Source organism: Gammaproteobacteria bacterium (assembly GCA_034522055.1).
Taxonomy (GTDB): Bacteria; Pseudomonadota; Gammaproteobacteria; order JAABTG01; family JAABTG01; genus JAABTG01.
In genome coordinates this window covers 2,161,391-2,184,785 of the sequence record JAXHLS010000002.1, presented here as the reverse complement: position 1 = coordinate 2,184,785, position 23,395 = coordinate 2,161,391, and the positions used below count along the sequence as shown (strand labels likewise).

Below are 23,395 nucleotides of genomic sequence, written 5' to 3'. Positions count from 1 at the left end.
CCCCATGCAACTGCTCGCCGTCCTTCGCATCCTGGGCCTCCTGCTGATGATATTTAGCCTCGCCCTGATGCCTCCCCTGGGGGTGTCCTTCGCCTACCATGACGGTGCCCACGAGGCCTTTATCATGGCCTTCCTCATTCTCTTCGGCATGGGGCTGACGCTGTTCTTGCCCCTGGTGAAATACCGCCGTGAGCTGCGGCTGCGGGACGGCTTCCTGGTGGTGGTGCTGTTCTGGGTCGTGCTGGGCCTGGCCGGGGCCCTGCCCCTGGTGCTGTCCACCCAGCCCCTCATCTCCGTGACCGACGCCATGTTCGAGTCCATGTCCGGCCTCACCACCACCGGCGCCACCGTGATCCAGGGCATCGACTGGCTGCCCGAGTCCATTCGCTTCTACCGCCAGCAACTGCAATGGATGGGAGGCATGGGGATCATCGTGCTGGCCGTGGCCATCCTGCCCATGCTGGGGATCGGCGGCATGCAGCTCTACCGGGCCGAGATGCCCGGTCCGGTGAAGGACAAGCTCACCCCCCGCATCACCGAGACCGCCAAGGCCCTGTGGTACATCTACCTGGGCCTCACGGTGGTCTGCGGGGTGGCCTACTGGCTGGCGGGCATGAGTGTCTTCGATGCCGTGGGCCACGCCTTCTCCACCGTGGCCATCGGCGGCTTCTCCACCCACGACGCCAGCATCGGCCACTACGACAGCGCCGCCATCGAGGCCATCGCGGTGGTGTTCATGGTCATCGCCGGCGGCAACTTCGCGCTGCACTTCCGGGCCTGGCATCACATGAGCATCACCGGCTACCTGCACGATTCCGAGTTCCGCACCTTCGTCACCCTGCTCGGCCTCATCACCGTCATCACCACCGCCTACCTCTACCTGACGGGGACCTACCCGGGGTTGCTGCAGAACCTGCGTCATGGCCTGTTCCAAAGCGTCTCCATCGCCACCACCACCGGTTTCACCACCACCGGTTATCACGAATGGCCCACCTTCCTGCCTGTGCTGCTACTGTTCGCCAGCTTCGTGGGCGCCTGCGCCGGCTCCACCGGCGGCGGCCTCAAGGTCATCCGCGTGCTGCTGCTGTTCAAGCAGGGGGCCCGCGAGATCCAGCGCCTCATCCACCCCAATGCCGTGATCCACATCAAAGTGGGGGGCAAGACTATGCCCGACCGCGTCATCGACGCGGTGTGGGGCTTCTTCGCCGCCTACGTGGCCACCTTCTCCATCCTCATGCTGGCCCTCATGGCCACGGGACTCGACCAGAGGACCGCCTTCTCCGCCATGGCCGCGAGCATCAACAACCTCGGCCCCGGCCTCGGCGATGTGAGCCTTCACTACGGCGATATCTCCGCTACCGCCAAATGGATCCTCGCCTTCGCCATGCTGGTGGGACGCCTCGAGGTGTTCACCCTGCTGGTCATCCTGACCCCGGCCTTCTGGCGGCGATGACCGAGCCCACGCGGCAAAAATGGGATAGCCGTTACGCCGGCGCCCGGCTGGACCCGGACCCACCCTCGAGGGTGCTGGAGGACTACGCCCACCTCCTGCCCGTCGGCGGCGACGCCCTGGACCTCGCCTGCGGTCTCGGCGCCAACGCCCTGTTCCTGGCCCGCCACGGCCTCGTGGTGACCGCCTGGGACATCTCCGGCGAGGCCATCGCCCGGCTGCAGAAGGCCGCCGATGGCTTGTCTGTGAGGGCCGAGGTGAGGGCCGAGGTGAGGGCCGAGGTGAGGGACGTGGTGGCCGGCCCCCCGCCGCCCGACACCTTCGACGTAGTGGTGGTGGGCAGATTCCTGGAACGCGCCCTGTGCCCCGCCATCGCCGCCACCCTGCGCCCCGGCGGCCTCCTCTACTACCAGACCTTCTCCCGCAGGCAGACCGGCGACCACGGCCCCCGCAACCCCGCCTACCGCCTGGAAGACAACGAACTGCTGCGCCTCTTCCCCGACCTCAGAGTCCGCGCCTACCGCGACGAGGCCACCACCGGCGACACCACCCGCGGCCTCCGCGACGAGGCCCTGCTGGTGGCCCAACGCGAGTCCTGACCACCGCCCCGGCCGGCGGCCGGGACCAACAGCAAAAAGCGTAACCACGAAAGACACGAAGTGACGCGAAAAGGGAAAAGGGAAAAGGGAAAAGGGAAAAGGGAAAAGGGAAAAGTGTGTAGGGTGGAACAAGCGCAGCGGTTCCACCGGTACGGCTCAGAGGTCAAAGGCAAACAGCGAAAAGCGTAACTACGAAAGGCGCGAAAGGCGCGAAAAAGGAGGAGGCCAGGGGCCTTCGATTAGCTCTGTACGAGCGACACCCCCGTCGCGATTGCCCCAGCCCCATCGCGACGAGGCGCCGCTCCACAGGTGGCGCTTCCGCCATCATCTCTTTGTTCTTTCGGGTATTTCGCGTCTTTCGTAGTTACCGCTTTTGATTTTCCTATTCCCTATTCCCTATTCCCCAGATGACAAATCCATCGTGCCTGATTCAACCTACGTAACGGATCCCAAGTACCCCACTTCTATTGCCGGGCGTCGTAGCGCAACAAGCGCCCGTTCCAATCCAGGATACGCCTGTCGGCGGTCACCAGTTCCGCACCGTGCCTGAGGGCAGCGGCGACAATCATCCGGTCCGCCGGATCGCCGTGGAAATTCCTCAGGGCACCGGCGAGGGATCCCGACATCTCCGTCCACGGGCAACTCCACAAGCCCCGAGTCCAATAGTTCCCGCCGCCATCCCGCGAGATCCTGGGCGATTGACAGCCTGTTCTTCTCCTGAAGCATGGTGACTTCCCAGAACGAGATGGCGGAAACCGCCAACCGCTCCGCCGCGAAAGCGGCATCGATGACCTTCCGAGCGCGCGCCCCAAGCTCATTGCTGCCACTGTCGAGCCACAAGAGCGCATGGGTGTCGAGTAGGATCACTCCTCCACATCCCAGGGCTCTTCCAACGGCGCCGTCAGGTCATCCGAGAATTCCACCCGGCCCTCGTGAATACCGAACAGCGTCGGGGGCTTCGCGTGATAGGGGACGAATCGTCCCACCGGGACGCCGTTCTTGGTCACGACGATGGGCTCACCACCCGCGGCGATGTCGTCCATCAGCTTGAGGCATTTGGCCTTGAACTCAGATGCAATGATCGTCTTCATACGTGCTATTTACATCATGACCATGGTCATGTCTATAGTCGCATCACGCTTGTCGGCCATTATGGCAATACGCGCCACCCTGGACGATGAAAATAGTGGGTCGGTATCGAAAAGCGAAAAGCGTAACTAGTCGGGTGGCCACGGGTGATTGCTCACCCGCGGCTCCCACAGATCCGGACGTGCCCACACAGGCATCCGGCTCCTCGATGTAGCAAACGCTACGTGGCGTACCGCCACGTACCCGCTGGTCAAGACAGGCCCTCGGAGGGGCATGACCCACCTGCCCGGGCTGCGCTCGCCAGTTCCGCGCGCTTCCGTTGTCGCGTTGGGATGATCTCGCGGCTCGATGTCTGCGTCATCTGTCCCTCCAAAAGCTGTCTACACCGGTCGGCCGCTTCCCTCCCGTGGGTCCTCTCGGGTGAGTGCCCCACGCTCATCGGTACTATCCGCCGACTCCGATTGCTCATCCGCCATCCCGCTGCACTTCGTTGCCTTCGCTTGGCGGCACCTTGCGTCGTGCCGTCTTCGCGTCCACCCGCCCGGCATCCCTCGGGTGGTCGTTCCGGGACCTTTTCTTATGCGACGCCCGCATCGCACTACGCGCAAGGAGCGCATGAGCCCTCCCAGGTTCCTGGGTGACCCTTGTGTACATGCCCTGCTCTCCGACCCCGGCGGGGAGCACGGACCCGACCCACTCGGTCCGCGCCCTGTTGCCTTCCGCCCTTTCGAAAGCGTCGGCCCCACATTGCGCCTTTCGAGGCTCTATCACACGGCCTGCACACCCCCTGTGTACGCTTCGCAGACGGGGTCGCCCCCAATCCACGCAACACTCGGTTCCGGTGGCGGGTCTGCCTTACCGGTTCGGGACTTACACCCGACGGGTCACAGTGAAAGGTTTCAAGTCGTTTCCTTCCTCGATTCTACTTTCCTCCTTTCCCAGGCTTTGCCTGGCGCACCGAAAGACACGAAAGGCGCAAAAAGGGAGCAGGCCGGGGGGGGGCTTCGGCTATTCATGATAGGGGTCGGGAAGGAGTGACCCTCCCCGCCCTCCGAACCGTGCATGCGGTTCTCCCGCACACGGCTCTCCAGTCGGTGGTTACCTCATCGGGATTGGCTCGCCAACGTCCGGGCTTCGGTCATGGTGAAAAGCCCAGCCGCAGCGAAGAACGCGTTCGGCCAGCGGAGATGGTCGGACTGACAATGACCCGCTCCCGGGCGCTTCTGCTGCTTGCGCAACAGCGCCCGTAATCGACGTCGGACAAAACCGTCCACGCGAGGAAAGGTCCACGGGTGCGCGTGCTGGAAATACACGAACCAGCCACGCAGCATCGGGTTCAGGTCGGCCACAATCCGCGCCAGCAAATCCCCACGACTGCGCCGGGTTTTGGCCCGGACCCGGTCGTAAAGGGCCTTGCGGCTCTTCTTGCGTACCCACCGCCGTCCCGCTTCAAACCGGTACCCGAGAAACTCAAAGCCTTCCCGGGCTGCCGGCAATCCCCCACACGGGTCTTCTCCGGGTGCAGTTGCAGACCATTGGCCTCCACCCAGTGCCGCAACTCCTGCAGCGCCTCCTGGGCTTCGTCCGGACTGGCACACAGGATCACGAGGTCGTCAGCATACCGAACCATCCGATAGCCGCGCTGGGTCATGTGTACATCCAGCCCGTGCAGGTACAGATTCGCGAGTAACGGACTGATCACCGCCCCTTGGGGCGAGCCCCGGGTCGGCGTCCAGCGCGCTATCTCCGCCACCACGTCCTGGCGCAACCAGGCGCGCAGCAGGTCGAGGATCCGACCATCGCTGATCCGGTCCTCGACCCGGGCCATCAACGCTTCGTGCGGGATGGTGTCGAAGTACTGGGCCAGGTCGGCATCCACCACATGGGTGTAGCCCTCCCGAACCAGCCCATCCACTTCCCGCAGCGCATCCTTGCACCCGCGACCCGGGCGAAACCCGTAACTCATCGGCAAAAACTGGTGCTCGAAAATCGGCTCGAGCACCCGCTTCATCGCCGCCTGCACAATCCGGTCCTTCACCGTCGGAATGCCCAGGGGACGCGTCCCTGTCCCCTTCGGAATCTCCACCCGACGCACCGCATCCGGTCGGTACCGTCCAATTCCCAGCGCCTCTCCCAACTCCGCCAGATACCGCTCGGCATGGGCCTCAAAACGCTGCACACTCTGGCCATCCACCCCCGCTGAACCCCGGTTGGCCCGCACATCCTGCCACGCCCGTTCCAGGGTCTGGGGGCGATGCACCTTGTCGATCAGACTGAACCACTTCGTCCCTTGGACGCCGTTACCCAGCGCCGCCAACATGCGCTCCGTCCAGATCGTGCGGTCCACCCACGGCCATTCCACCGGGTTGGACGAGTCTGGCTTAGCCTCTTGCGAGACACTCTCGACCCTTTGCATACGCGCTCACCTCCTCCGGACTTCACCCATCCACCTTCCTGCCTCCCTTCCCTCGGCGCGATTTCTGTTCTTCGCGCTTTCCCGGCACCACCCACGGCTTTAGGCGGAGGACGCCCTCCAACTCTTGGGTCCGCGTTTCCGCAGCACCTCGCCATGACCGCAGCAGAACCGTTCAGTACTACGAAGGCTCTGACTCCTGCCCACCGTCACCACGGCGGTCAGGTCTCCCCGCTTCTCTCGCATTTCCTTCCCAGCGTTCCGTCTCCAACCACGGAGGGGACCCGAATGTCGCTTTCCACGCCAATCCCAGCGCATCCGATGATTTTCAGGCTTCACCTTCTCCTAGCGGGCTCGCCGTCCCGTACCGCCGAATCGAGTTCGTCATCCTACGGACCGCCAGTTCGCCTCCGGTTGCTCTCCACCCCGCCTCGCGACGACGCAGTTACCTTCGACTACGGGGCCTTGGCTTACCCCGACACGGACTCTCACCGTGCAGAAAATGCGCCTCCACGGACGCACTAGGAGCGACGCCCCCGTCGCGATTGCCCCGGCCCCATCGCGGCGAGGCGCCGCTCCTACAGGTGGCGCTTCCACCGTCATCTCTTTGTTCTTTGGGTGCAGATCTTATAGAACGAGTTGATCGGCCAATAGAAACAAGTAGTTGCATATTTCATGGAGAAAATACAGGGTGTAACCAACGGGGAGACAAGCAGTTTGAGGCCAACTCCCCCCATTGGAGACACCCTGTGCAAAAAGCATATACGAAAGTCGAGCCGACCACATTCGATGAATTCACCGCAACGAGGGATCAGCTAGAGCGAGTGATCAGCCGTTTGCGGTCGCCTGAAGCGTCCAATCAGCGCCATGACGAACTGGAAAGCATGATCCACCAGGAAGGGCAGGAGCTGTGCCGGCTGCTGTATCAGGCGGGGCTTGATGTGCGCTCGAATGAAGAGGTGAAGCGGGAAGCCGTGACGGGCCATGACAACGTCGTGCGCACCTATTACCGGGAAGGCTGCGAGCGCCAGATAGAGAGTATGTTTGGCGAAGTCATCTATCGCAGAAAGGGTTACAGCCACCCCCAGGGTGAGTGTCTTTTTCCGCTGGATGAAGCCCTCAATATGCCGAAGAGGAAGTACACCTACGGTCTGAGGGCATGTATCAGTCTGGCCGTGTGTCAGAACGCATTCGATGCCTCGCTTGAAGGACTGTCCACTTTGATAGAGGGCAAGATACCGAAGCGCCAGGCACAAGAGCTGGTGTCGGAGGTGAGCACGGATTTCGAGGCATTCTACGCCCAGCGCGCCATCACGCCGGTACAGGTGCCGGGCACCGTGCTGGTGATGAGCCAGGATGGCAAGGGGATCGCGCTACGTCATGAGGATCTGCGCGAGGCCACACGCAAAGCGGCACAGCAGGAGCACCATACGCTGTGTACGCGTCTGAGCACGGGGAGAAACGCAACCGCAAGCGCATGGCGACGGTAGCCACGGTCTATGATGTGGCGCCCCACGTTCGCTCAGCGGTGGACGTGATAGGGAGACAGGGGGAGGACGGTAAGCCTTCACGCAAGGACGCGCCGAAGGCGCAGAACAAGCGAGTATGGGCCTCGATCGAAGCAGACATGGAGCGGGTCACGGAGCAAATTGTGGAGGAATCCCTGCGCCGGGATCCGAAACGCGAGCGGCCTTGGGTGATGCTGGTTGACGGGCACAAGGACCAAATCAAGGTAATCAAGCGGGTGTTCAAGCGACACGCCATTAAGGTCCCGCTGATCCTGGACTTCATCCATGTCCTGGAATACCTGTGGCGCGCGACCTGGTGCTTCTTTGACAGCAAAGATAAGGAGCAGGCGCAGGCGGCCGAGCACTGGGTGTTGGAGAAGGCGCAAGCCATCCTTGAAGGACGTTCCGGCCCAGTGGCGGCCGGGATAAGGATCAAGGCCAAGCGCTGCGCGCTGTCAGCGAAGAAGCAAGAGGTCATCGCGACAGTGGCGAATTACTTGACCAACCATACTGCGATGTTGCGTTACGACCAGTTCATGCAACAGGGTTACCCGATAGCAACCGGCGTGATCGAAGGCGCGTGCCGCCATCTGATTGCTGATCGGTTCGAAATAACGGGGGCGCGTTGGTCGCTAAAAACCGCGGAGGGCATCCTTCGGCTTCGTGCGATCCGCGCCAGTGGCGACTGGGATAGGTATCAGGCATTCCACAAGAAGCAGGAGTGGAAAAGAAACCACCTTCAGCGCTTCCACGGGCCGGAAACACAAGCCATGGTTTGGGCGGAATGAGTCGTTCTAAAAGAGCCGCACCCTTGTTCTTTCGCGTATTTCGTAGTTACCGCTTTTGATTTTCCTATTCCCTATTCCCTATTCCCTATTCAAAAGATAATCGTCCCGCTGCCTCGCCCTACCCTACACGACCGCACGCTCATGAGAGTCATGACGTACAGACATCGCATTCGCTCGTGGTGTCGCCCGTGGCCAGGGCGCCGGTGAGCTGAGCGACCGTGGCCACGCCGTGGCGGTCCATGTACGCGAGCACTGCGGCATTCATGCGCCGGCACAGGAGGGGGTCGTAGAAGAGCGCCGTGCCCACCCCCACCGCCGAGGCCCCCGCGAGCAGGAACTCGATGACGTCGTCCGGGGTGGTGACGCCCCCCTGGCCGATGATGGGCACGCCGTGGGGCGAGGCCACCTGGTAGACCTCGTGAACCTTGAGCAAGGCGATGGGCTTGATGGCGGGGCCCGAGAGCCCGCCCTGGCGGTTGCCCAGCACCGGGGCGCGGGCCTCGATGTCGATGGCCATGCCCATGAGAGTGTTGATCACCGCCAGGCCGTCACTGCCGGCCTCGATGCAGCGCCGGGCGCTCTCCCGGATATCCGTCTGGTTGGGAGAGAGCTTGGTGATCAGGGGCTTGGCAGTCTGCCGGCGACAGGCCTCCACCACCCGCGCCGACATGTCGGGGTCGTTGCCGAAGGCCACTCCGCCCTCCTTGACGTTGGGGCAGGAGATGTTGATCTCCATGGCATCGATGGGCGATTCGTCGAAGATGCGCGCCACCGCAGCGTACTCCTCCACCGTGGAACCCGAGATGTTGGCGATGAAGCGCGTCTCGGTGAAATCGAGCCCCGGCAGGATGCCATCCACCACCTGGCGCGCCCCGGGGTTCTGCAGCCCGATGGCGTTCAGCATCCCGGCGGGGGTCTCGCAGATGCGGTGGGGCGGGTTGCCGAGGCGCGGCTCCAGGGTGGTACCCTTCAGGCACACCGCCCCCACGTCGCGGTTGGAGAAGCCCTCCACCCGCGTGTATTCCTCGCCGAAACCCACGCAACCGGACAGCAGCACCAGGGGGCTGGCGAAGGGCAGGCCGCAGAAGTCCACGGCTAGCCGGGCCAGGTCTTCGTCTCGAAGGTTCATATCCTCTTCACGGTGTCGTTCGTCGATGACTGCCGGTGATACTAACCCGGCTACCAGATGCGGGGAATGCCGTAGGCGGCCCGGGCCCTCAGCCTGGCATCATCGGGCATCTATGCTGCCGGCTCGTCCCCGGAACCTGCGGGTAAATTTTCCCCTCTCGGCGAGATCGCCAAGGGGTTGGGCCAAAGGATTGGGGGCAGCACGACGGAAGACACGATACCCCCAGCGTCCATTCCTGTGGCACGGCTGTAGGTCGGGATTCATCCCGACATTAAACCCAATCGCACACACCACGGGCCGGGGCGGTACCACCCGCCAGCGTTGGGTGTCGGGCTGAAGCCCGACCTACAGCCCGACCGACAGCCCGACCTACACGACAACCCCACCGCCCATTCCTTTGGCACGAATGTAGGTCGGGATTCATCCCGACATCCAAGCTAAATGGCTAACCCGTGCCCGGACAAGCACCGTGTTCAACGTCGTCCTCTACCAGCCCGAGATCCCGCCCCCCAACAACGGCTACACCCGGCGCCTCCTGCTTCGTTGAAGGCGGATCGAGAACTTGATTCGCCAACCCCCCGCGCCTAGCATGCGAACTATGAATCCCCTTGACCGCATTCAGATCGACCCGGAGGTACGCAGTGGAAAACCGTGCATCCGCGGGACGCGCATCACGGTCTACGATGTCCTCGAATATCTGGCGGGCGGCATGAGCCAAGAGCAATTGCTTGCGGATTTTCCGAGTTTGACGGCAGATGACGTTCGAGCCGCCCTGGCGTTCGCCGCAGAACGCGAACGGAGGCTTGCCGTAACCCATGCGGCGTGAAGCTGCTGCTCGATGAGAATCTCAGTCGTGGACTCGTCGTCCGACTGCAAGAAACTTATCCCGGCACGACGCACGTCGAACTGGTTGATCTGCAGGGCACGGCGGATCGAACGATCTGGGATTATGCGAAAGCCAATGGGTTCGCAATCGTTTCCAAGGACAACGATTTCCGCCAACGGTCCGTTCTCTTTGGCACACCGCCCAAGGTGATTTGGCTCGCCATAGGCAACGCCGGCACCGATGAAATCGGGCGATTGCTTCATTGCCAGTCCGGCAGTATCCACGATTTCCTGAACCAGCCGGAGACCGGCCTCCTCGTCCTATCGAACTAAACCGCTCCGCGATGGTTCGCTACCGATAGCACCGGCGCGTTGATGGCCATCGCCACTTCACTGTCACCTCCAGGGCTCATCTCTACCTCCGTGTTCAACGTCGTCCTCTACCAGCCCGAGATCCCGCCCAATACCGGCAACGTCATTCGCCTGTGCGCGAACACCGGCTGCGCCCTGCACCTCATCCATCCCCTCGGTTTCGCCATGGACGACCGCCAACTCAAACGGGCCGGGCTGGATTATCATGAGTGGGCACGGGTGGTGGAGCATGCCTCGTGGGACGGCTACCTCGACCAGGCCGACGCCGCCCGGATATGGGCCTTCTCCACCCGGGGCCGGCGAAACTTCAGCGAGGTCGCCTATACGCCCGGCGACAGCCTGCTGTTCGGCCCCGAGACCCGGGGCCTGCCGGCGACCCTGATGGATGGGCTGGGGGAAGAGTGCGTGCTGCGCCTGCCCATGGTACCGGGCGGCCGCAGCCTCAACCTGTCCAATGCGGTGGCGGTGGCGGTCTACGAGGCCTGGCGCCAGCAGGGCTTCACGACCGCGGTAGGTCAAAAGGTATAACGCAGCTCGGTGTAGACACGGTCGGTATCCGCAAACCGGCCGAATAACCCGTTCTCAGGGCCATCGAACACATCCACCCCCCCCACCAGACGCCAGTTCTGCTGGAAGCCCCAGGTCACTTTGGCCTGCAGCAGCCAATCGTCGCGATTGAGGCTGCTGATGAGGATCACCTCGGGGGTGACGTCCCGATGGAAATAGTCCGTCTGCAGGAAGAGGCTGAAGCCGCTGTCCGTGCGCTTGGTCTCGGGGACGGCGATGTCGTCGTCGAAATCGGTGTAGTAACGCTGGAAGAACTGGGCATTGAAGTTGGTCTGGTGGGGAAAGTTGAAGTCCAGCCCCACCGCGTAATCTATGGTGTCGAGCCGCACCAGCCCATCGTCATCAGCGACCCGCGTCACGCTGAAGGGCCGGTCCAGGCCGTAGATGAACTCGCCCTTCAAGACGACGTTGCCGAAGTCCTTGGCCAGGGTGCCCCCCAACTGGTGCACCCGGCGATGGACCCGTTCGAAGTCGACCCGGAGGTTCGGCCGCACCCCGGGCTGGGGTAGGAGGATGCGGCGCTCGAAGGCGGGCACAGAGTCCAGGGCGGTGTAATAGAAGGCGGAGGTGTCCCAGCCGTTCTTCAGCCAGTTGAAGCGCAACCCGAAGCCCGAGTTGTCCAACGAGTCGGCCGGACGCTCGCCGGCGTCCACGTCGACCTGCAGGCCCGGCCTGAGCTGGGGGGGTATGAGGCTGGAGCCCACCACGGTATCGCCATCGAAGGGAAAGTAATCATCCCCCGGTTCGCCGATGTCATCGTAGGTCATGATGGGGATCCATACCATCTCACCATGGAAGTTGTCTCCGAAATACTCGGCGCGCACGGCCCACTGGGGGATACGCAGAAGATCGAAGTCCGGCAGCACGAACTCCCGCATGTCCTTGGCCGACACCACGTCGGCGAAGAAGAGGCCCACCATCTCGCCCCACACGATGTGCTGCCGGCCGAGGCGGAAATCCCACTTGCCGGCGGGGATGTCCACATAGGTCTCGCGGATGGTGCCCTCCAGGCGCCGGTCGTCCCGCACACCCTCGGGATAGAAATTCGTCCAGTCGAAGATGGGGTCATAAAACAGTCTGGCACTGGCATGCCACTTGATGCCGGAGTCGAAACGCCCCCGGGCATGGAGTTGCAGCGTATTCCTGAACTTCTGCCAGTGCTCGTCACCCGAGAAGACGTAGCCCATCTCGTTCTGGAAGAAACCGCTCACCCTGACACCGGCGTCACGCTGCGCGGGCGCGACACCGAACAGGCCCTCCACGCTGCCCCCGCCACCGTCGGCCGGGGCCTCCCCGCCCCCGTCACCGAACAGGTCCTCTATGGAATCCGGTGGACCCGCCCCGCCCGACCCACCGCCCTCAGGGGTGGCGGCCGGCGAGGCACCGTCGTCTGCAGGGTAGAACAAATCATCCACGCTCTGAGCCATGGAGACGCCCGATGGCAATGCCACCACGGCCATCACGATGGCGCCGAACAGGGGCCTGGAAATGGGTCCGACAGTGCTCATAGACATGATCCCCCTAAACGGTCAACTCGCCGTCACTGATGCTCACCACCCGGTCCGCCATCTCCATCACCCTGAAGTCGTGAGTGGAGAAAATGAAGGTCGTTCCCTCTTCCTCATTCAGTTTCTTCATGAGCTTCAGAATGGTCTCCCCGGTCTTGGAATCGAGGTTGGCCGTGGGCTCGTCGGCCAGTACTATCTTGGGTGTGCCGGCCAGGGCCCGGGCAATGGCCACGCGCTGGCGCTGGCCGCCGGAGAGCTCATTGGGACGGTTGTTGCCGAACTTGGCCAAGCCTACCAGACTCAGATAATGGGCGATCCTCTCCGCACGTTCCCGCGAGGAAATGTCCTTGCGCTGAAGCAAGGGATATTCCACATTCTCCCAAGTTGACAGAACGGGCAGCAGGTTGAAAGTCTGAAAGACGAATCCAAGAGTATGAAGCCTTAAGCTGGCCAGCTGGTCGGGAGTCTTCTTGCTAACTTCCGTGTCGTTGATGAAGATTTGACCGTCCGAAGGCGTGTCGATACACCCGATCATGTTAAGCAGGGTTGACTTGCCGCTCCCAGACGGGCCAGCTATCGCTAGGAATCGGCCCTCGCCGACTTCCAGGGAGACCCCTCTGAGGGCATGAACCTCCTGCTTGCCCATGATATAGGTCTTGGTTACATTTTCGACACGTACGACCGCCATGGCCCAAGCGCTCTGCAGGCGCAGTTATCCCCAAAATTTGAGCATATTAGGTAAGTTACGCTGCGAATGTAAAGAAACGATTTCAAAGAGCCCAGGACCGAGCTACTCTTACCCCTTGTCTTATCAGATTAAGAGTACATCACGATGCCGCAAAACTCGACACTCTATGCCTTTCTAGCGCCGCTGTTTATTGTCCTTTGTAGTTTTACTTCACCTGTCAACGCGGAGGCCATCTCTGCGGCTGAGATAATCAAGCGGGCGGACCGCGTGAGATTCCCCGATGATGGTTTCCAAGTGGATGTGGCGGTGCAGTCTCTCTATCCGGATCGAGAGCCGGAGGTGTTCCGGTATCGGGTGCTTTCCAAAAGCAATGAGGACACCGTTGTCATGACTACCTACCCAGCCTCCGAGCGCGGCAGAATCATGTTGATGAAAGGCTCTGACCTGTGGGTCTTCCTGCCCACGGTGTCGCAACCCGTCCGCTTACCCCTGTCCCAGCGTCTGACAGGTCAGGTGGCCAACGGAGATTTGGCGCGCGCCAATTTCGCCGGTGACTACACCGCGGAAGTGATCGGCACCGAGGACATCGCCGGAGCGGAACACTATGTTCTCGATCTGTTAGCTGCCAAGCCGGGCGTCACCTATCACCGGGTGAAGTACTGGGTCAACAAGGAGAACTACCATCCCCATAAGGCCGAGTTCTACACCAAGTCAGGGCGTCTGCTTAAGCTCAGCTATTACGACAAGTACGAAGAACTCGGAGGGATGATACGACCCGTACGCATGCGCCTCGTGGACAACGTCAAAGAGGGAGAGGAGTCGTACATGCATTACAAGGATATGGTCAAGCGGAATCTGCCCGACAAAATCTTCACCAAGAGCTATCTCAAGAAGTTGAATTAGCTGTCGCGTTTAGTACAGTGCGGCTCAAATGTTCTGTCGCAACGCGTCGACGATGGGAGTCTTAACCGGCCGCCGCGCCGCAAGGAGCGCGGAGAAAAACGTCGCGGCAAAGCCGACGATGAAGGCGGTCACTAGTATGTCGGGCACGATGCGGATATAGGCCGTGTAGGGAGTATTGGAGTTAGGCGGCGGTGGCATGGGGATACCGATCTCCGAGATTATGAGTGCCAGCGCAATACCAAGGATGACCCCGAGGGCGCCCCCCCCTGCACCCAGGATTACGTTTTCCAATAGGGCTTGCCTGAAAAGCTGGCTCGACCGCAGCCCGATGGCGCGCAACGTCCCGAATTCGCCCACGCGCTCGTTCATGGTCATGCTGACACTGGACAGCACGCTTAGCAGAACAATGAGCAGAATAATGCCCTGCAGGAAGCCGAACTGCCCCTTGTAGAGCTCCACGGTCTTCGGATAGAAATCATCCAGCTCGACCCACGTCCACACCTCGTAACCCAGCGGGCCCAGCACTTGGTCAAGGTAATCCGCAAGCCGGTCCGTCGCGGTATTCGACGCCAGCAGCAGCACCAGCGCATGGACCTGCTCGGTATCCGTCAACTCCTTTGCCCGCTCCAAGGGAAGCCGGATTGCCCTGTCATCGTATTCCTTTGAAAAGGTTCGGAACGTGCCCACGACCTCCAACTCTAGAGAATTCAATGAACCCTGCTTGGTACTCAACAGTAGGTTGACGTAATCACCGGGACCCACCTGTAACGAGGCTGCGACGCCTTCACCCAGCAATACGCCGTACTCGTCCTCGGCCGTCAAGGCCCGACCTTCGGCAATGAAAAAATAGCTTCCCAGGCGGGCCTCCTTATCCGGCTGTACGCCTTCACCCATGATGGGGATATCGGTTTTGCCATTGTTGAGGAGGCCGAAGAAGTTCAAACGCTGGAGGATTTCTTCCACTTCCGGCCACTCGCCGAGTTGCTCGACCACCTCCTTCGGTTCGGCGATCATGTATTCATAAGGATCCCGGCGACCGTATTCGTAGTAACCCTTCGAATAGACCTGGATATGGCCCAGCCGCGAGTGGATGGTCGCCTCGCGCAACTGGACGAATATGTCCTCCACGAAGCCACCACTCAGGATCAGCCCCACCACGCCGAAAGCAATCACCATTAGGGTAAGCAGCATGCGGGCCTTCTGCCGGAATATATTGCGGAATGCGAGCTTGAGCATATCGTAGGCGCGATCTCTCTGTGAAAGCTAACGTGCCTTTCTCAAGGCATCGACGATTACCAGCCGCGATGCCTTCCACGACGGGTACAGACTGGCCAGGACCGATGCCACCACCGCCAACGCCAAGGTGAGTACGGCTGCCTCGACAGTGACGTGGATCTGGCCGACAGCACCGATGGTGGAGCCCGGCGGGGGAGGCAGCGGGATCCCCACCGCCGAAATAAGGGCGGCGAGGGCCAGCCCGACTACCAAGCCGAAGAGCCCTCCGAACAAGCCGACGAGAAAGCCCTCCTGGACGAACAGCTCCAGAATGCGCCGGCGTCGAAATCCCACGGCCATCAAGGTGCCGATCTCGCCTACGCGCTCCGCAACGGTCATGAACAGGGTGTTGCTGATGCTGATGAGAATAATCGCCGCTATAATCACGCGCACCACCATGACTTGGTTGGCGAACAGTTCCTTCACCTTCCGGTAGAACTCCGCCAGATCTTCCCAGTGCACGACATCGAAGCCCTCCCCCGCTAGCACCCGCTTCAGCTCCTGCTCCACGGCCTGGCTGAATCGCGTCTCGTCGGCGAGCACCACCCACACATGGGCGCCCTCCTGGCGGGTTAACTGGCGAGCGAGGTCGATGGAGGTCCGTAACACGGTATCATCAAAGGCTTTGGTGATGCTCCGGAACAGCCCCTGGACCCGCACCTCCACAGCATTGAAGCCCCCGCCCGGCGTGCTTCCCAGCAGCACCAAAACATCGCCCGGCCCCACGCCAAGGTTCTCCGCCAGACCAGCGCCCAACAGAGCTCCATTCGGTTCGTCCAATGACAGCCCCTGCCCCTCGACGATCTTCATGTGGCGGGAGACCTCAGCCTCCTTGGCCGGCTCCACGCCCTCGCCGAGAAAGGAGACCGTGGTTTCGCCGTGGCTGGCGAGCCCCGAGAAAGACAGCCGCTGTGTCACCAGCTGAACATTAGGAAGGGCCTCAAGTTGTGCTATGGTCTCTCGCGATTCCGGTAGCAGATAGGCGCCCGGATCGGCCTGACCCTTCTCGAAATAGCCTTCCTGGGCCACTTGGACATGGCCCAGGCGCGAGCGAATGGTGGTCTCCCTCAGGTTCTCGTAGCTCCACTCGATGAAACCGCTGGCCAGCAACATCGCCACCACCCCAAAACCCACGGTAGACAGGCCGATGGCGGTGCGCTTCTTCTGGCGGGTCAGGTTCCGCAGCGCCAGGGTGAACGTTGAGAACACCGCCAGCAGCGAGATCCGCGCCTTGGTCTGGACAAGCTGCCGCTCCGGGTCCGCGTCCCGCTCCCGCAATGCACTCTTGACCTTCAGGCGGGGAGGCGTGTCCGGCAGGGACACCTTGATCACCCCATCTGCCTGGAACACCTGGGTCTGGGCGAAGCCCGCGTGGTGCTCGCGCTCGGCTTCCCGACGCCGCAGCTCCGCCAGCGAGGAAAAGATCCCGGTCTGCTCGAGGTAGGAACGGTCCACAATCGCCCGGTCCCCCGCATGGATAAATGGCAACTGCCGACCGATCTCCGGGGCCTCTCTACCCTCCTCTGTGAGGCTCGACAAAGCATTGAATACGGCCTTGCAGGATGGGCAGCGAACGTAGCCCATGGCCTCACGCAGGTGGTGGGCGCGAACGGTGTAGGCGGAGCTACATTTCGGGCATTGGGTACGCATTGAGCGGATCCGCGGTAGAGAACGGCCTAGCGACGGTATCCCGTCGGCATGGAAATAATAGCTTACCTGGTGGCTAGTATAGTAATGAAGCGCTATCCGACTGAAAAAGTGATGTTTTTTCCTCGGGATGCCAGCTTACTCTGTTCTGGCATCCGAAATGACGGGGGGACGAGGTTGCACCGCTGTGCGGTGCATCGTCATTGCGACAGTAGTGTCTGCTAAACTCTCACACTTCAGTAATTCATCCAAAGGGGGCGGGAGGATGTCAAGCTTCTCCTACCAGAAAGCTTTCTCGCGAAACATCGGGTGGCTCACTCCCGAAGAGCAGGAGACACTCCGCGGCAAGCGGGTGGCCATTGCGGGTGTCGGCGGCGTGGGCGGTGCCCACTGCCTCACTCTCGCCCGGCTGGGAATCGGTGCCTTCAACATCTCCGATCTGGACGTGTTCGAAGTGGCCAACTTCAACCGCCAGGTGGGTGCCATGATGAGCACCGTGGGGCGTGAGAAGGTAGAGGTCATCGCCGAGCGGGCCCTCGACATCAACCCCGAACTGAACGTTCGCACGTTTCCCAAGGGCGTCTCCGCCGACAACGTGGATGACTTCCTCAAGGACGTGGACATCTACGTGGACGGCCTCGACTTTTTCGCCGTCGAGGCAAGGCGCCTGGTGTTCGCCAAGAGTACCGAGAAGAAAATTCCCGCCGTTACTGCCGCCCCTCTTGGTATGGGCTCAGCAGTGGTGAACTTCCTGCCTGGCAAGATGACCTTTGAGGAGTACTTCAGGTTGGAAGGTCAGTCACAGGACGAGCAGTTGGTGCGTTTCCTCCTCGGTCTTTCGCCTGCCATGCTCCAACGAGGATATCTCGTATATCCTCAGGCCGTGGATTTTGTAGCCCAAAAGGGTCCTTCCACCTCCATGGCTTGCGAGATTTGTGCCGGGTTGGCCGCAACTCAAGCGCTCAAGATCCTTCTGAAACGCGGGAGGGTATATTACGCACCCTGGGGGCTTCAGTTTGACGCATACCGGAATAAGCTGACAAAGACTTGGCGTCCGGCCGGCAATCAGAATCCCTTACAACGACTCGGACTTATTATTGCACGTCGTCAATTGAAGCACTTTCGAAGCGCAGCGCAATAGACGTAGGTGGATCGGCTGGCTGGGGTCTCGGCGAACGCGGCCTTCGATCTTCGGCATAGTCTCAACGTTCACCAAGTAGACGGCGGATCTCTGATTCAGTCTGTATCAGTATTTCATTGTCAGGAGCGAGTTGCAGTGCCCTTTCGATGGTCCGTTGCGCATCCGCGAGTTCATCGTTCCGAGCCAAAACAGTCGCATACGTGTGCAGGACATCGGGCGAGTCAGGCCGAATCTGCGAAGCCTGCTTAGCATACTCAAGGGCTTTTTCTGGCTCCGTTTCCATCATGTTATACGCTAGATTGTTGAGGGCGACAGCGTTATCTGGCATGAGGGAATGAATGGCTTGATACTGAACTATCGCGTTTTCACGATCCTCATCCTTCAGATACGCCTGAGCCAGCGCAAACCGCGCTTTGACATCCTTAGGATGTTCTTCGACCCAGTCCTTCACAACCTTGAAAGCCGAAGCACGGTCACCGGCCTTCGCACGCTGTGCGGCCAAGAACAACATGGTCTCCGTACTGCCAACATCAGCGAAGAGCTCGCTAAATGCCTTTTCAGCCTCTTCGGGCCGCCCGGCATAGTCGGCTAACGCCCCTTCCAGGAGCAGGACTCCGGGCGCGTTTCCCGCCAAGTCGCGTAGCGTATCCAGGCTTTGGCGAGCTTGCTCGATCTTTCCTTCCGATAAGAGGAGCCGCGTGTAGGCCATCCGGGCTGGAATATGCTCACCCTCGATGGCGATGGCGCGCCGCAACTCGCGCTCGGCGGCATCGTTTTCACCTGCTGCCGCAAGGACCCGCGCATACGCATAGGCCCCCGCTGGCGAGTTCGGCGCCAGCCTGGCAACGCGCTCAAGCGTCCGCCTAGCCCTCTCAGTCACGCCCGTGGCCAGTTGCAGATTCCCCAACGCGTACAGGTATCTTGGTTCCTCCCGCGCCGCATCAACGTCTCTCAGCCCTTCAAGCAAATCCAGGGCCTCAGCCGTTTTTCCCTGTAATGTCCATAAACGGCTTAATAACAGACTTGGAGCGATAGCATCCGGATGAGCATCCGTCGCCGTTTTCAAATGACGCTCCATCGCCGCCTGATCACCCTGGCGGTCCGCTAACGCAACCAAACGCAGTAGAGTCTGCAGATGTCCCGGATGCTGCTGCAGCAACTGAGAATAATGCTCCCGCGCCCGCGTCTCATCGCCCTCCTCGAGCGCCAAGCCCGCAAGAAGCGTCAATGCCGCGGGATCTCCCGGGGCCATTGAGTTCGCCAGCTCCAGCTTCTCCCTGGCAAGTACCTTCTCCCCTCTTTCGGCATGGACTCGCCCCAGCAGGATCAAAGGCAACGCTCTGTCAGGATTACGCTCTTCGAAACCCTCGGCCTCGGCCAGCGCTTCGTCCAACTTATTTTGTTGGATAGAGTGCAGAATCAGTTTGACGTCCGCCAACAGAAAATCATCATCCAGTTCCCTGGCGGCCCTGAGGTGTTCGATGCCGGTATCTGCTTCTCCTTGGATCAGGAGCCCCAGACCGAGATTGGACATAGCCTCCGCGGACTGGGGCTGGACACGAACGATCTTCTGCAGGACAGCAAGGGCTTGATCAGTATTACCAGTGCGGAGCTGCGCCCTCACCAACAAATTTAATGCGAAAGTGTCCTTGGTATCCATGTTTTCGAGCGGCCTCAGCAATTCCAGGACATCTTGGAACCGCCCTTGTTGCGTCCGCATGAGCGCGAGCATCTTGCGACTAGGCCAATAGTTTGGATTCCGGTAGACAAACCGTTCCAGCAGGCTCTCCGCCTGCTCGATGGTACCCATCTCATAATGGGCGGCAGCCGCGAAAAACGGAGCCAGGAAATAGTTAGGATCCGCCTTCAACACTTGTGAAAACGAGTTCAGCGCCGCCTCGTAATCTTTCTTGTAGAAGTGGATCAACCCTTGCGGATACTCGGCCGCCACCAGGTCGTTCGCTTCCAACGCTCGTATATCGGGCCGGGCATCATCGAATCTTCTCAATTCAATCAGCAGCAGGGCGCGCTTTAGACGTTCTGCCGCATTGTTCCAGCTGTTGTCAACTGCACTCGAGTACGCCTTGAGTGCCAACTCGCGCTGGCCCAGACGTTTGGCCACATCCCCCAGGAGGCTCCAAGCGGGGGCGTACTCTGGTGCCGCCTCTACCGCCGACTGCAAGGCCTCCTTTGCCTCGGAGGTCTGGCCTCGCCGCGCGAGAATCTGAGCGTAAACTGTTCGAACATGGGGGCTTTCAGGGGCCAATCGCATGGCCTCTTCCAATAATACCGCCACACCGTCGGTGTTTCCCAGTGCAAGCTGGGCCGACGAGGCCGTCGCGGCGAGTTCTCCCAGCACCTTCGGTGGTAGTGGCGCCGTCTGCTGCGAAGCAATCTCCTCGAACTGGCGGTCTCTCAGGAGTGTAATCGCTTCACTGTATTTGCCCCGAAGCAGGAGTGCCTTCCCCAAGGCGGGCAGCACCAGGGATTCGTCCGCACCCAGCTCGAGGGCCCGCCTCAGTTCCTTTTCCGCAGCCGCGCCGTTGCCCATTTGCAGCTCCGTGCTGCCCAACATCCGCCGTGCCTGGGGATTCTGTGGGTTCAGTTCCAGAGCGTTCCGCAATTCGATGGCCGCGGCGCTGAGGTCACCCTCACTCGCATGGCGGGAGGCTCGTTCTACATAATCCGTATCGGATAGCCCCGGTCCGCAGGCCCCCATAACTAGGGTTGAGAGGAGTAGGGCTGAAAGAGGCTTCCGCATGACTTAGTCCGAGGATGGGTAATCACCAGTTTTCTGCGCTTGTGCGCACAAGGCCAGACGGGTACTGAACTCTCGCGCATCATACCAAAAAAAACCCCGCAGAGCGGGGTTTTCCATCCCATTGAGGATGATTATACCATTAGCTGCGGCGGCGCTTGGCATACGCCCCGAAGCCTATCAGGGCAGCCCCGAACAGCGCGAGGGTAGAGGGCTCAGGCACTGCAGCCGTTATCGAGCCGTCAAGGGTAGTCTGACGGATTGCGTTGGTATTGCCGCCGGCATCAACCACCGCCAAGAGCTGGTTAGTTGTGGGAATGGGCGGATTCACGTTGGTATCCAAGGTAAGGGTCGGAAGGTTTCCGCCTCCAGCAATGACATCGGCGGCATCACGGAAAGTGCCAGGCGCGCTGGAGTCCTCTATCCAGAGGAAGTCATCTACCGCAAACGTGATGTCGAAGAACAGATCCAGGTTCGAGAGCTGAACATCTGAACCGGTCAGAGCCCCGGAAAAGGCCAGAACATCATTCAGCCCTGGGACACTAAAGTCATTAAAGAAGACGTCAAAAGTGCCTGAATTATATTGCGGGCCGGCGGCGGTCAAGTTACCAAAGAACGTGTACTCGACCTGCAGGTCCCAACTCTGGAGAAAACCTTCGCTATCGCTTCCAAGCGGCGGTACCAGGGGCGACAACGCGTCGAGGTCACACTGGCCAGCCGAGCAGTCGGGATTGACGAGGTTGACGGTGGAAACACCGTCCAGCGCGGTCCCGGAAGTGGGGACACCAGCGTAAGCAAGAGTGTTGGCTGTCGCATTATTCCCGATGATGTTCGTATCGTAAAAAGAACCGAAAACTGAACTGTCACTGAAGTCATAAACAGACGTTGCGAGGATCTGGCTGAAACCGAATTCGTTGAAAACACCGGTGGTGTCATTCGCATCTGCTGTGTTGGGGGGGCTTACTTCAAAACCACCACCAAAGGGTGTCAAATCCAGAAAAACGTTGTTAGCGGTTGCCGGACCGGCGGCCAGGGTGGCCGCCAGAGCCAGGGAAAGTTTAGAGAGATTGTTCATTTGTCGTCTCCTTAGAGCGTATTCGAGTGTACGTGTTTGGTTGAGGTGGACTCGTATGACCACGTTTAAGTCGCCTTCGCCAAGAGTAAAGCATCATCCATGCCAAAAACCCGGATGACATAGTTTATCTTTTATAAACAGAAGCATACTGAGCATTGCCTGGGTGAACCATAGTTGCTCGCGCCACGAACTGTAAAACTTACCGACACATCCAGTTCGGATAGAGTTCCTATGCCGCCTAACCTGTCTCCCGGCCTACAGGCCCGCAGCGCAACCTGCGCTGCACTCCAACCCATTGTTCTATCGCAAAAACCCCCTGAGACGGTGAAGTACTGTGCCGCTCCTGGCCGCGCGGCGGGCATGTCGAGCGAACGAACCGTTCCTCGGTAGGGGGCCTTGAGTTGAGTGAGGGGCGGGATAATCGGCTCGATGGTGAGTTCAGGCGACTCCGCTTGTAAGATATTTCGACAATCCGACTCGAAGCCGAGTAATTCAATCTTGATCACGAGACTCTTCGCCGCTGCGTTCTTGTTCTCTCTGTTCTATGCGCTGCTGTGGCCCACAGGATTGGAGCCAGTGGCCTGGACACCCGCGGCCGCCCCCGAACTTTCAGGTATTCTGTCAGAAAACAGCCATTTAGCCAAAGTTGAACGACTCCCTACGGGTGATGCAGGTGCCCCAGAGGGCATCGCCAGAGACACGCAGGGGGGAGTTTACGCCGCCTGTGAACACGGTGACATACTCCACTTTGGCCATCCGCAGTCGCCGGCCGCCACCATCGCGAAGGTGGATGGGCGACCGCTTGGCATTGCAGTCTCCACACGTGGTGAGCTTTTCGTGGCGCTGCCCGGGAGTGGGCTGTTACGAATTCCGGCCGGGCGACGCGAGGGCGTGCTGCTCTCCGAGGTCGACGGTATCCCCCTTGGCTTCGTGAATGGTGTCGCCGTCGCTGCCTCCGGGCATGTCTATTTCACGGACTCGTCCAGTCGTCATGGGCCGGCCGACCTCCACCGCGAACTGTTCGAGCAACGGGCGTCCGGCCGCCTAATCCGCTATGACCCCATCTCAGGGCGAGCCGAGACCCTATTGAATGACCTTTACTTCCCCAACGGGGTCACGTTGGGCCCTGGTGAGGCCTTTGCCCTCGTGGCAGAGACATTTCGCTACCGCATACTGCGTGTCTGGCTCAAAGGGCCCCGGAAAGGGGAGACGACCTCTTTTGCGTCCAATCTTCCTGGTTTCCCCGACGGCATCTCAAGGGGTGAGCATGGGATCTACTGGTTAGCATTGTATGCACCCCGGAGTCCGTTACTGGACGTTGTGATGCCATACCCCTTTCTACGCCAGATTCTCAGTCGCCTACCACAAGCCATTATTCCCGATCCCGAGGCCTACGGAATGGTGCTCGGCCTCGACGAAGCCGGGAAAGTCGTGAGGAACCTGCAGGACCCGCGCGGCGCCTTCGCACCCATCACCGATGTAGCCGAATACGAAGGCTATCTCTATCTAGGGAGCTTCGATGAGCCTGCGGTCGGACGGGTTGAACTACCGGTCCACTGAACGCACTCCGAGGTCGGGTCTTGCCTTTTGCCTATTCGACCACAGCCACTATTCGACTGACCCGGGTCTAGGTTCCGGGTCATGGTGGATCATCAGGCTG

At 60.7% G+C, this 23,395-nt stretch carries 21 protein-coding genes and 1 pseudogene; 10 read left to right on the top strand and 12 right to left on the bottom strand.

The window, feature by feature from the left end; translation table 11 throughout:
* Nucleotides 1–4: 4 nt before the first annotated feature.
* Together U5S82_10640 and U5S82_10635 are read left to right on the top strand one after the other, a co-directional pair.
* A complete protein-coding gene (locus U5S82_10640) occupies nucleotides 5–1,453 on the top strand; it encodes a TrkH family potassium uptake protein (protein ID MDZ7752101.1) in 1,449 nt (482 codons plus the stop codon).
* The gene (locus U5S82_10635; GenBank protein MDZ7752100.1) at nucleotides 1,450–2,049 is read left to right on the top strand and encodes a class I SAM-dependent methyltransferase; all 600 of its coding nucleotides are present in this window, start codon (nucleotides 1,450–1,452) and stop codon (nucleotides 2,047–2,049) included. The genes U5S82_10640 and U5S82_10635 overlap by 4 nt, the downstream gene beginning before the upstream one ends.
* 464 nt (nucleotides 2,050–2,513) lie before the next feature.
* Here the strand turns inward: U5S82_10635 and U5S82_10630 are convergent, their stop codons facing one another.
* The 5 genes and pseudogenes from U5S82_10630 to ltrA form a co-directional block, all read right to left on the bottom strand.
* Nucleotides 2,514–2,675 (bottom strand): hypothetical protein, encoded by a 162-nt coding sequence (locus tag U5S82_10630; GenBank protein MDZ7752099.1) that lies wholly within the window; start codon nucleotides 2,673–2,675, stop codon nucleotides 2,514–2,516.
* Between the two features lie 64 nt (nucleotides 2,676–2,739).
* Nucleotides 2,740–2,916, bottom strand: a pseudogene (locus tag U5S82_10625) (PIN domain-containing protein).
* Entirely contained in the window at nucleotides 2,913–3,140 is a 228-nt protein-coding gene (locus U5S82_10620; GenBank protein MDZ7752098.1) for a type II toxin-antitoxin system Phd/YefM family antitoxin, read from the bottom strand. Before U5S82_10620 ends, U5S82_10625 begins: the two are co-directional and overlap by 4 nt.
* Nucleotides 3,141–4,241: 1,101 nt before the next feature.
* Nucleotides 4,242–4,502, bottom strand: a complete 261-nt coding sequence (locus tag U5S82_10615; GenBank protein ID MDZ7752097.1) for a group II intron maturase-specific domain-containing protein — start codon at nucleotides 4,500–4,502, stop codon at nucleotides 4,242–4,244.
* On the bottom strand, nucleotides 4,475–5,554 hold the full coding sequence (ltrA, locus tag U5S82_10610) for a group II intron reverse transcriptase/maturase (protein MDZ7752096.1): 1,080 nt from the start codon (nucleotides 5,552–5,554) through the stop codon (nucleotides 4,475–4,477). The genes U5S82_10615 and ltrA overlap by 28 nt, the downstream gene beginning before the upstream one ends.
* 746 nt (nucleotides 5,555–6,300) lie before the next feature.
* On the opposite strand from ltrA, the gene U5S82_10605 reads away from it, so the two are divergent.
* Complete coding sequence (locus U5S82_10605) at nucleotides 6,301–7,041, top strand: hypothetical protein (GenBank protein MDZ7752095.1); 741 nt, start codon at nucleotides 6,301–6,303, stop codon at nucleotides 7,039–7,041.
* Nucleotides 7,029–7,847 carry a hypothetical protein gene (locus U5S82_10600; protein MDZ7752094.1) on the top strand — a complete coding sequence of 273 codons (819 nt, stop codon included), beginning with the start codon at nucleotides 7,029–7,031 and terminating at the stop codon, nucleotides 7,845–7,847. Before U5S82_10605 ends, U5S82_10600 begins: the two co-directional genes overlap by 13 nt.
* Before the next feature lie 148 nt (nucleotides 7,848–7,995).
* On the opposite strand, the gene U5S82_10595 is transcribed toward U5S82_10600, so the two are convergent.
* Complete coding sequence (locus tag U5S82_10595) at nucleotides 7,996–8,976, bottom strand: dihydroorotate dehydrogenase (protein ID MDZ7752093.1); 981 nt, start codon at nucleotides 8,974–8,976, stop codon at nucleotides 7,996–7,998.
* Nucleotides 8,977–9,574: 598 nt separating this feature from the next.
* On the opposite strand from U5S82_10595, the gene U5S82_10590 reads away from it, so the two are divergent.
* From U5S82_10590 to trmL, 3 genes are all read left to right on the top strand, one after another.
* Nucleotides 9,575–9,802 (top strand): DUF433 domain-containing protein, encoded by a 228-nt coding sequence (locus U5S82_10590; protein MDZ7752092.1) that lies wholly within the window; start codon nucleotides 9,575–9,577, stop codon nucleotides 9,800–9,802.
* Nucleotides 9,799–10,134 (top strand): DUF5615 family PIN-like protein, encoded by a 336-nt coding sequence (locus U5S82_10585; protein MDZ7752091.1) that lies wholly within the window; start codon nucleotides 9,799–9,801, stop codon nucleotides 10,132–10,134. The genes U5S82_10590 and U5S82_10585 overlap by 4 nt, the downstream gene beginning before the upstream one ends.
* A gap of 90 nt (nucleotides 10,135–10,224) precedes the next feature.
* Nucleotides 10,225–10,701 (top strand): tRNA (uridine(34)/cytosine(34)/5-carboxymethylaminomethyluridine(34)-2'-O)-methyltransferase TrmL, encoded by a 477-nt coding sequence (trmL, locus tag U5S82_10580; GenBank protein MDZ7752090.1) that lies wholly within the window; start codon nucleotides 10,225–10,227, stop codon nucleotides 10,699–10,701.
* Here the strand turns inward: trmL and U5S82_10575 are convergent.
* Nucleotides 10,689–12,248, bottom strand: coding sequence for a DUF1302 family protein (locus tag U5S82_10575; GenBank protein ID MDZ7752089.1), 1,560 nt, complete (start codon nucleotides 12,246–12,248; stop codon nucleotides 10,689–10,691). The genes trmL and U5S82_10575 overlap by 13 nt on opposite strands.
* Before the next feature lie 13 nt (nucleotides 12,249–12,261).
* The gene (locus U5S82_10570) at nucleotides 12,262–12,936 is read right to left on the bottom strand and encodes an ABC transporter ATP-binding protein (GenBank protein MDZ7752088.1); all 675 of its coding nucleotides are present in this window, start codon (nucleotides 12,934–12,936) and stop codon (nucleotides 12,262–12,264) included.
* A 144-nt stretch (nucleotides 12,937–13,080) separates the two neighbouring features.
* Here U5S82_10570 and U5S82_10565 point away from each other — a divergent pair, with 144 nt between their 5' ends.
* Nucleotides 13,081–13,839, top strand: a complete 759-nt coding sequence (locus tag U5S82_10565) for an outer membrane lipoprotein-sorting protein (protein ID MDZ7752087.1) — start codon at nucleotides 13,081–13,083, stop codon at nucleotides 13,837–13,839.
* Nucleotides 13,840–13,863: 24 nt separating this feature from the next.
* Here U5S82_10565 and U5S82_10560 read toward each other — a convergent pair whose 3' ends face one another.
* Together U5S82_10560 and U5S82_10555 are read right to left on the bottom strand one after the other, a co-directional pair.
* A complete protein-coding gene (locus tag U5S82_10560; protein MDZ7752086.1) occupies nucleotides 13,864–15,075 on the bottom strand; it encodes an FtsX-like permease family protein in 1,212 nt (403 codons plus the stop codon).
* A 27-nt stretch (nucleotides 15,076–15,102) separates the two neighbouring features.
* Entirely contained in the window at nucleotides 15,103–16,569 is a 1,467-nt protein-coding gene (locus tag U5S82_10555) for an FtsX-like permease family protein (GenBank protein MDZ7752085.1), read from the bottom strand.
* Between the two features lie 457 nt (nucleotides 16,570–17,026).
* Between U5S82_10555 and U5S82_10550 the strand changes: the two genes are divergently transcribed.
* Nucleotides 17,027–17,902: a ThiF family adenylyltransferase gene (locus U5S82_10550; GenBank protein MDZ7752084.1), complete on the top strand. Its 876-nt coding sequence runs from the start codon at nucleotides 17,027–17,029 to the stop codon at nucleotides 17,900–17,902.
* A gap of 61 nt (nucleotides 17,903–17,963) precedes the next feature.
* Here U5S82_10550 and prsT read toward each other — a convergent pair whose 3' ends face one another.
* Together prsT and U5S82_10540 are read right to left on the bottom strand one after the other, a co-directional pair.
* Nucleotides 17,964–20,663: an XrtA/PEP-CTERM system TPR-repeat protein PrsT gene (gene prsT / locus U5S82_10545; GenBank protein ID MDZ7752083.1), complete on the bottom strand. Its 2,700-nt coding sequence runs from the start codon at nucleotides 20,661–20,663 to the stop codon at nucleotides 17,964–17,966.
* A 139-nt stretch (nucleotides 20,664–20,802) separates the two neighbouring features.
* Entirely contained in the window at nucleotides 20,803–21,735 is a 933-nt protein-coding gene (locus U5S82_10540) for a PEP-CTERM sorting domain-containing protein (protein MDZ7752082.1), read from the bottom strand.
* A 498-nt stretch (nucleotides 21,736–22,233) separates the two neighbouring features.
* On the opposite strand from U5S82_10540, the gene U5S82_10535 reads away from it, so the two are divergent.
* Nucleotides 22,234–23,295, top strand: coding sequence for an SMP-30/gluconolactonase/LRE family protein (locus tag U5S82_10535; protein MDZ7752081.1), 1,062 nt, complete (start codon nucleotides 22,234–22,236; stop codon nucleotides 23,293–23,295).
* The last annotated feature ends 100 nt before the right edge of the window (nucleotides 23,296–23,395 follow it).

What these genes read in the sequence shown, in the direction of transcription:
- U5S82_10640 (MDZ7752101.1), top strand. Translation starts at nt 5, where the DNA reads ATGCAACTGCTCGCCGTCCTTCGCATCCTGGGCCTCCTGCTGATGATA.
- U5S82_10630 (MDZ7752099.1), bottom strand. Translation starts at nt 2,675, where the DNA reads ATGTCGGGATCCCTCGCCGGTGCCCTGAGGAATTTCCACGGCGATCCG.
- U5S82_10575 (MDZ7752089.1), bottom strand. Translation starts at nt 12,248, where the DNA reads ATGAGCACTGTCGGACCCATTTCCAGGCCCCTGTTCGGCGCCATCGTG.
- U5S82_10570 (MDZ7752088.1), bottom strand. Translation starts at nt 12,936, where the DNA reads ATGGCGGTCGTACGTGTCGAAAATGTAACCAAGACCTATATCATGGGC.
- U5S82_10560 (MDZ7752086.1), bottom strand. Translation starts at nt 15,075, where the DNA reads ATGCTCAAGCTCGCATTCCGCAATATATTCCGGCAGAAGGCCCGCATG.
- U5S82_10590 (MDZ7752092.1), top strand. Translation starts at nt 9,575, where the DNA reads ATGAATCCCCTTGACCGCATTCAGATCGACCCGGAGGTACGCAGTGGA.
- prsT (MDZ7752083.1), bottom strand. Translation starts at nt 20,663, where the DNA reads ATGCGGAAGCCTCTTTCAGCCCTACTCCTCTCAACCCTAGTTATGGGG.
- U5S82_10550 (MDZ7752084.1), top strand. Translation starts at nt 17,027, where the DNA reads ATGTCAAGCTTCTCCTACCAGAAAGCTTTCTCGCGAAACATCGGGTGG.
- U5S82_10595 (MDZ7752093.1), bottom strand. Translation starts at nt 8,976, where the DNA reads ATGAACCTTCGAGACGAAGACCTGGCCCGGCTAGCCGTGGACTTCTGC.
- U5S82_10540 (MDZ7752082.1), bottom strand. Translation starts at nt 21,735, where the DNA reads ATGAACAATCTCTCTAAACTTTCCCTGGCTCTGGCGGCCACCCTGGCC.
- U5S82_10620 (MDZ7752098.1), bottom strand. Translation starts at nt 3,140, where the DNA reads ATGAAGACGATCATTGCATCTGAGTTCAAGGCCAAATGCCTCAAGCTG.
- U5S82_10565 (MDZ7752087.1), top strand. Translation starts at nt 13,081, where the DNA reads ATGCCGCAAAACTCGACACTCTATGCCTTTCTAGCGCCGCTGTTTATT.
- ltrA (MDZ7752096.1), bottom strand. Translation starts at nt 5,554, where the DNA reads ATGCAAAGGGTCGAGAGTGTCTCGCAAGAGGCTAAGCCAGACTCGTCC.
- U5S82_10635 (MDZ7752100.1), top strand. Translation starts at nt 1,450, where the DNA reads ATGACCGAGCCCACGCGGCAAAAATGGGATAGCCGTTACGCCGGCGCC.
- U5S82_10600 (MDZ7752094.1), top strand. Translation starts at nt 7,029, where the DNA reads ATGGCGACGGTAGCCACGGTCTATGATGTGGCGCCCCACGTTCGCTCA.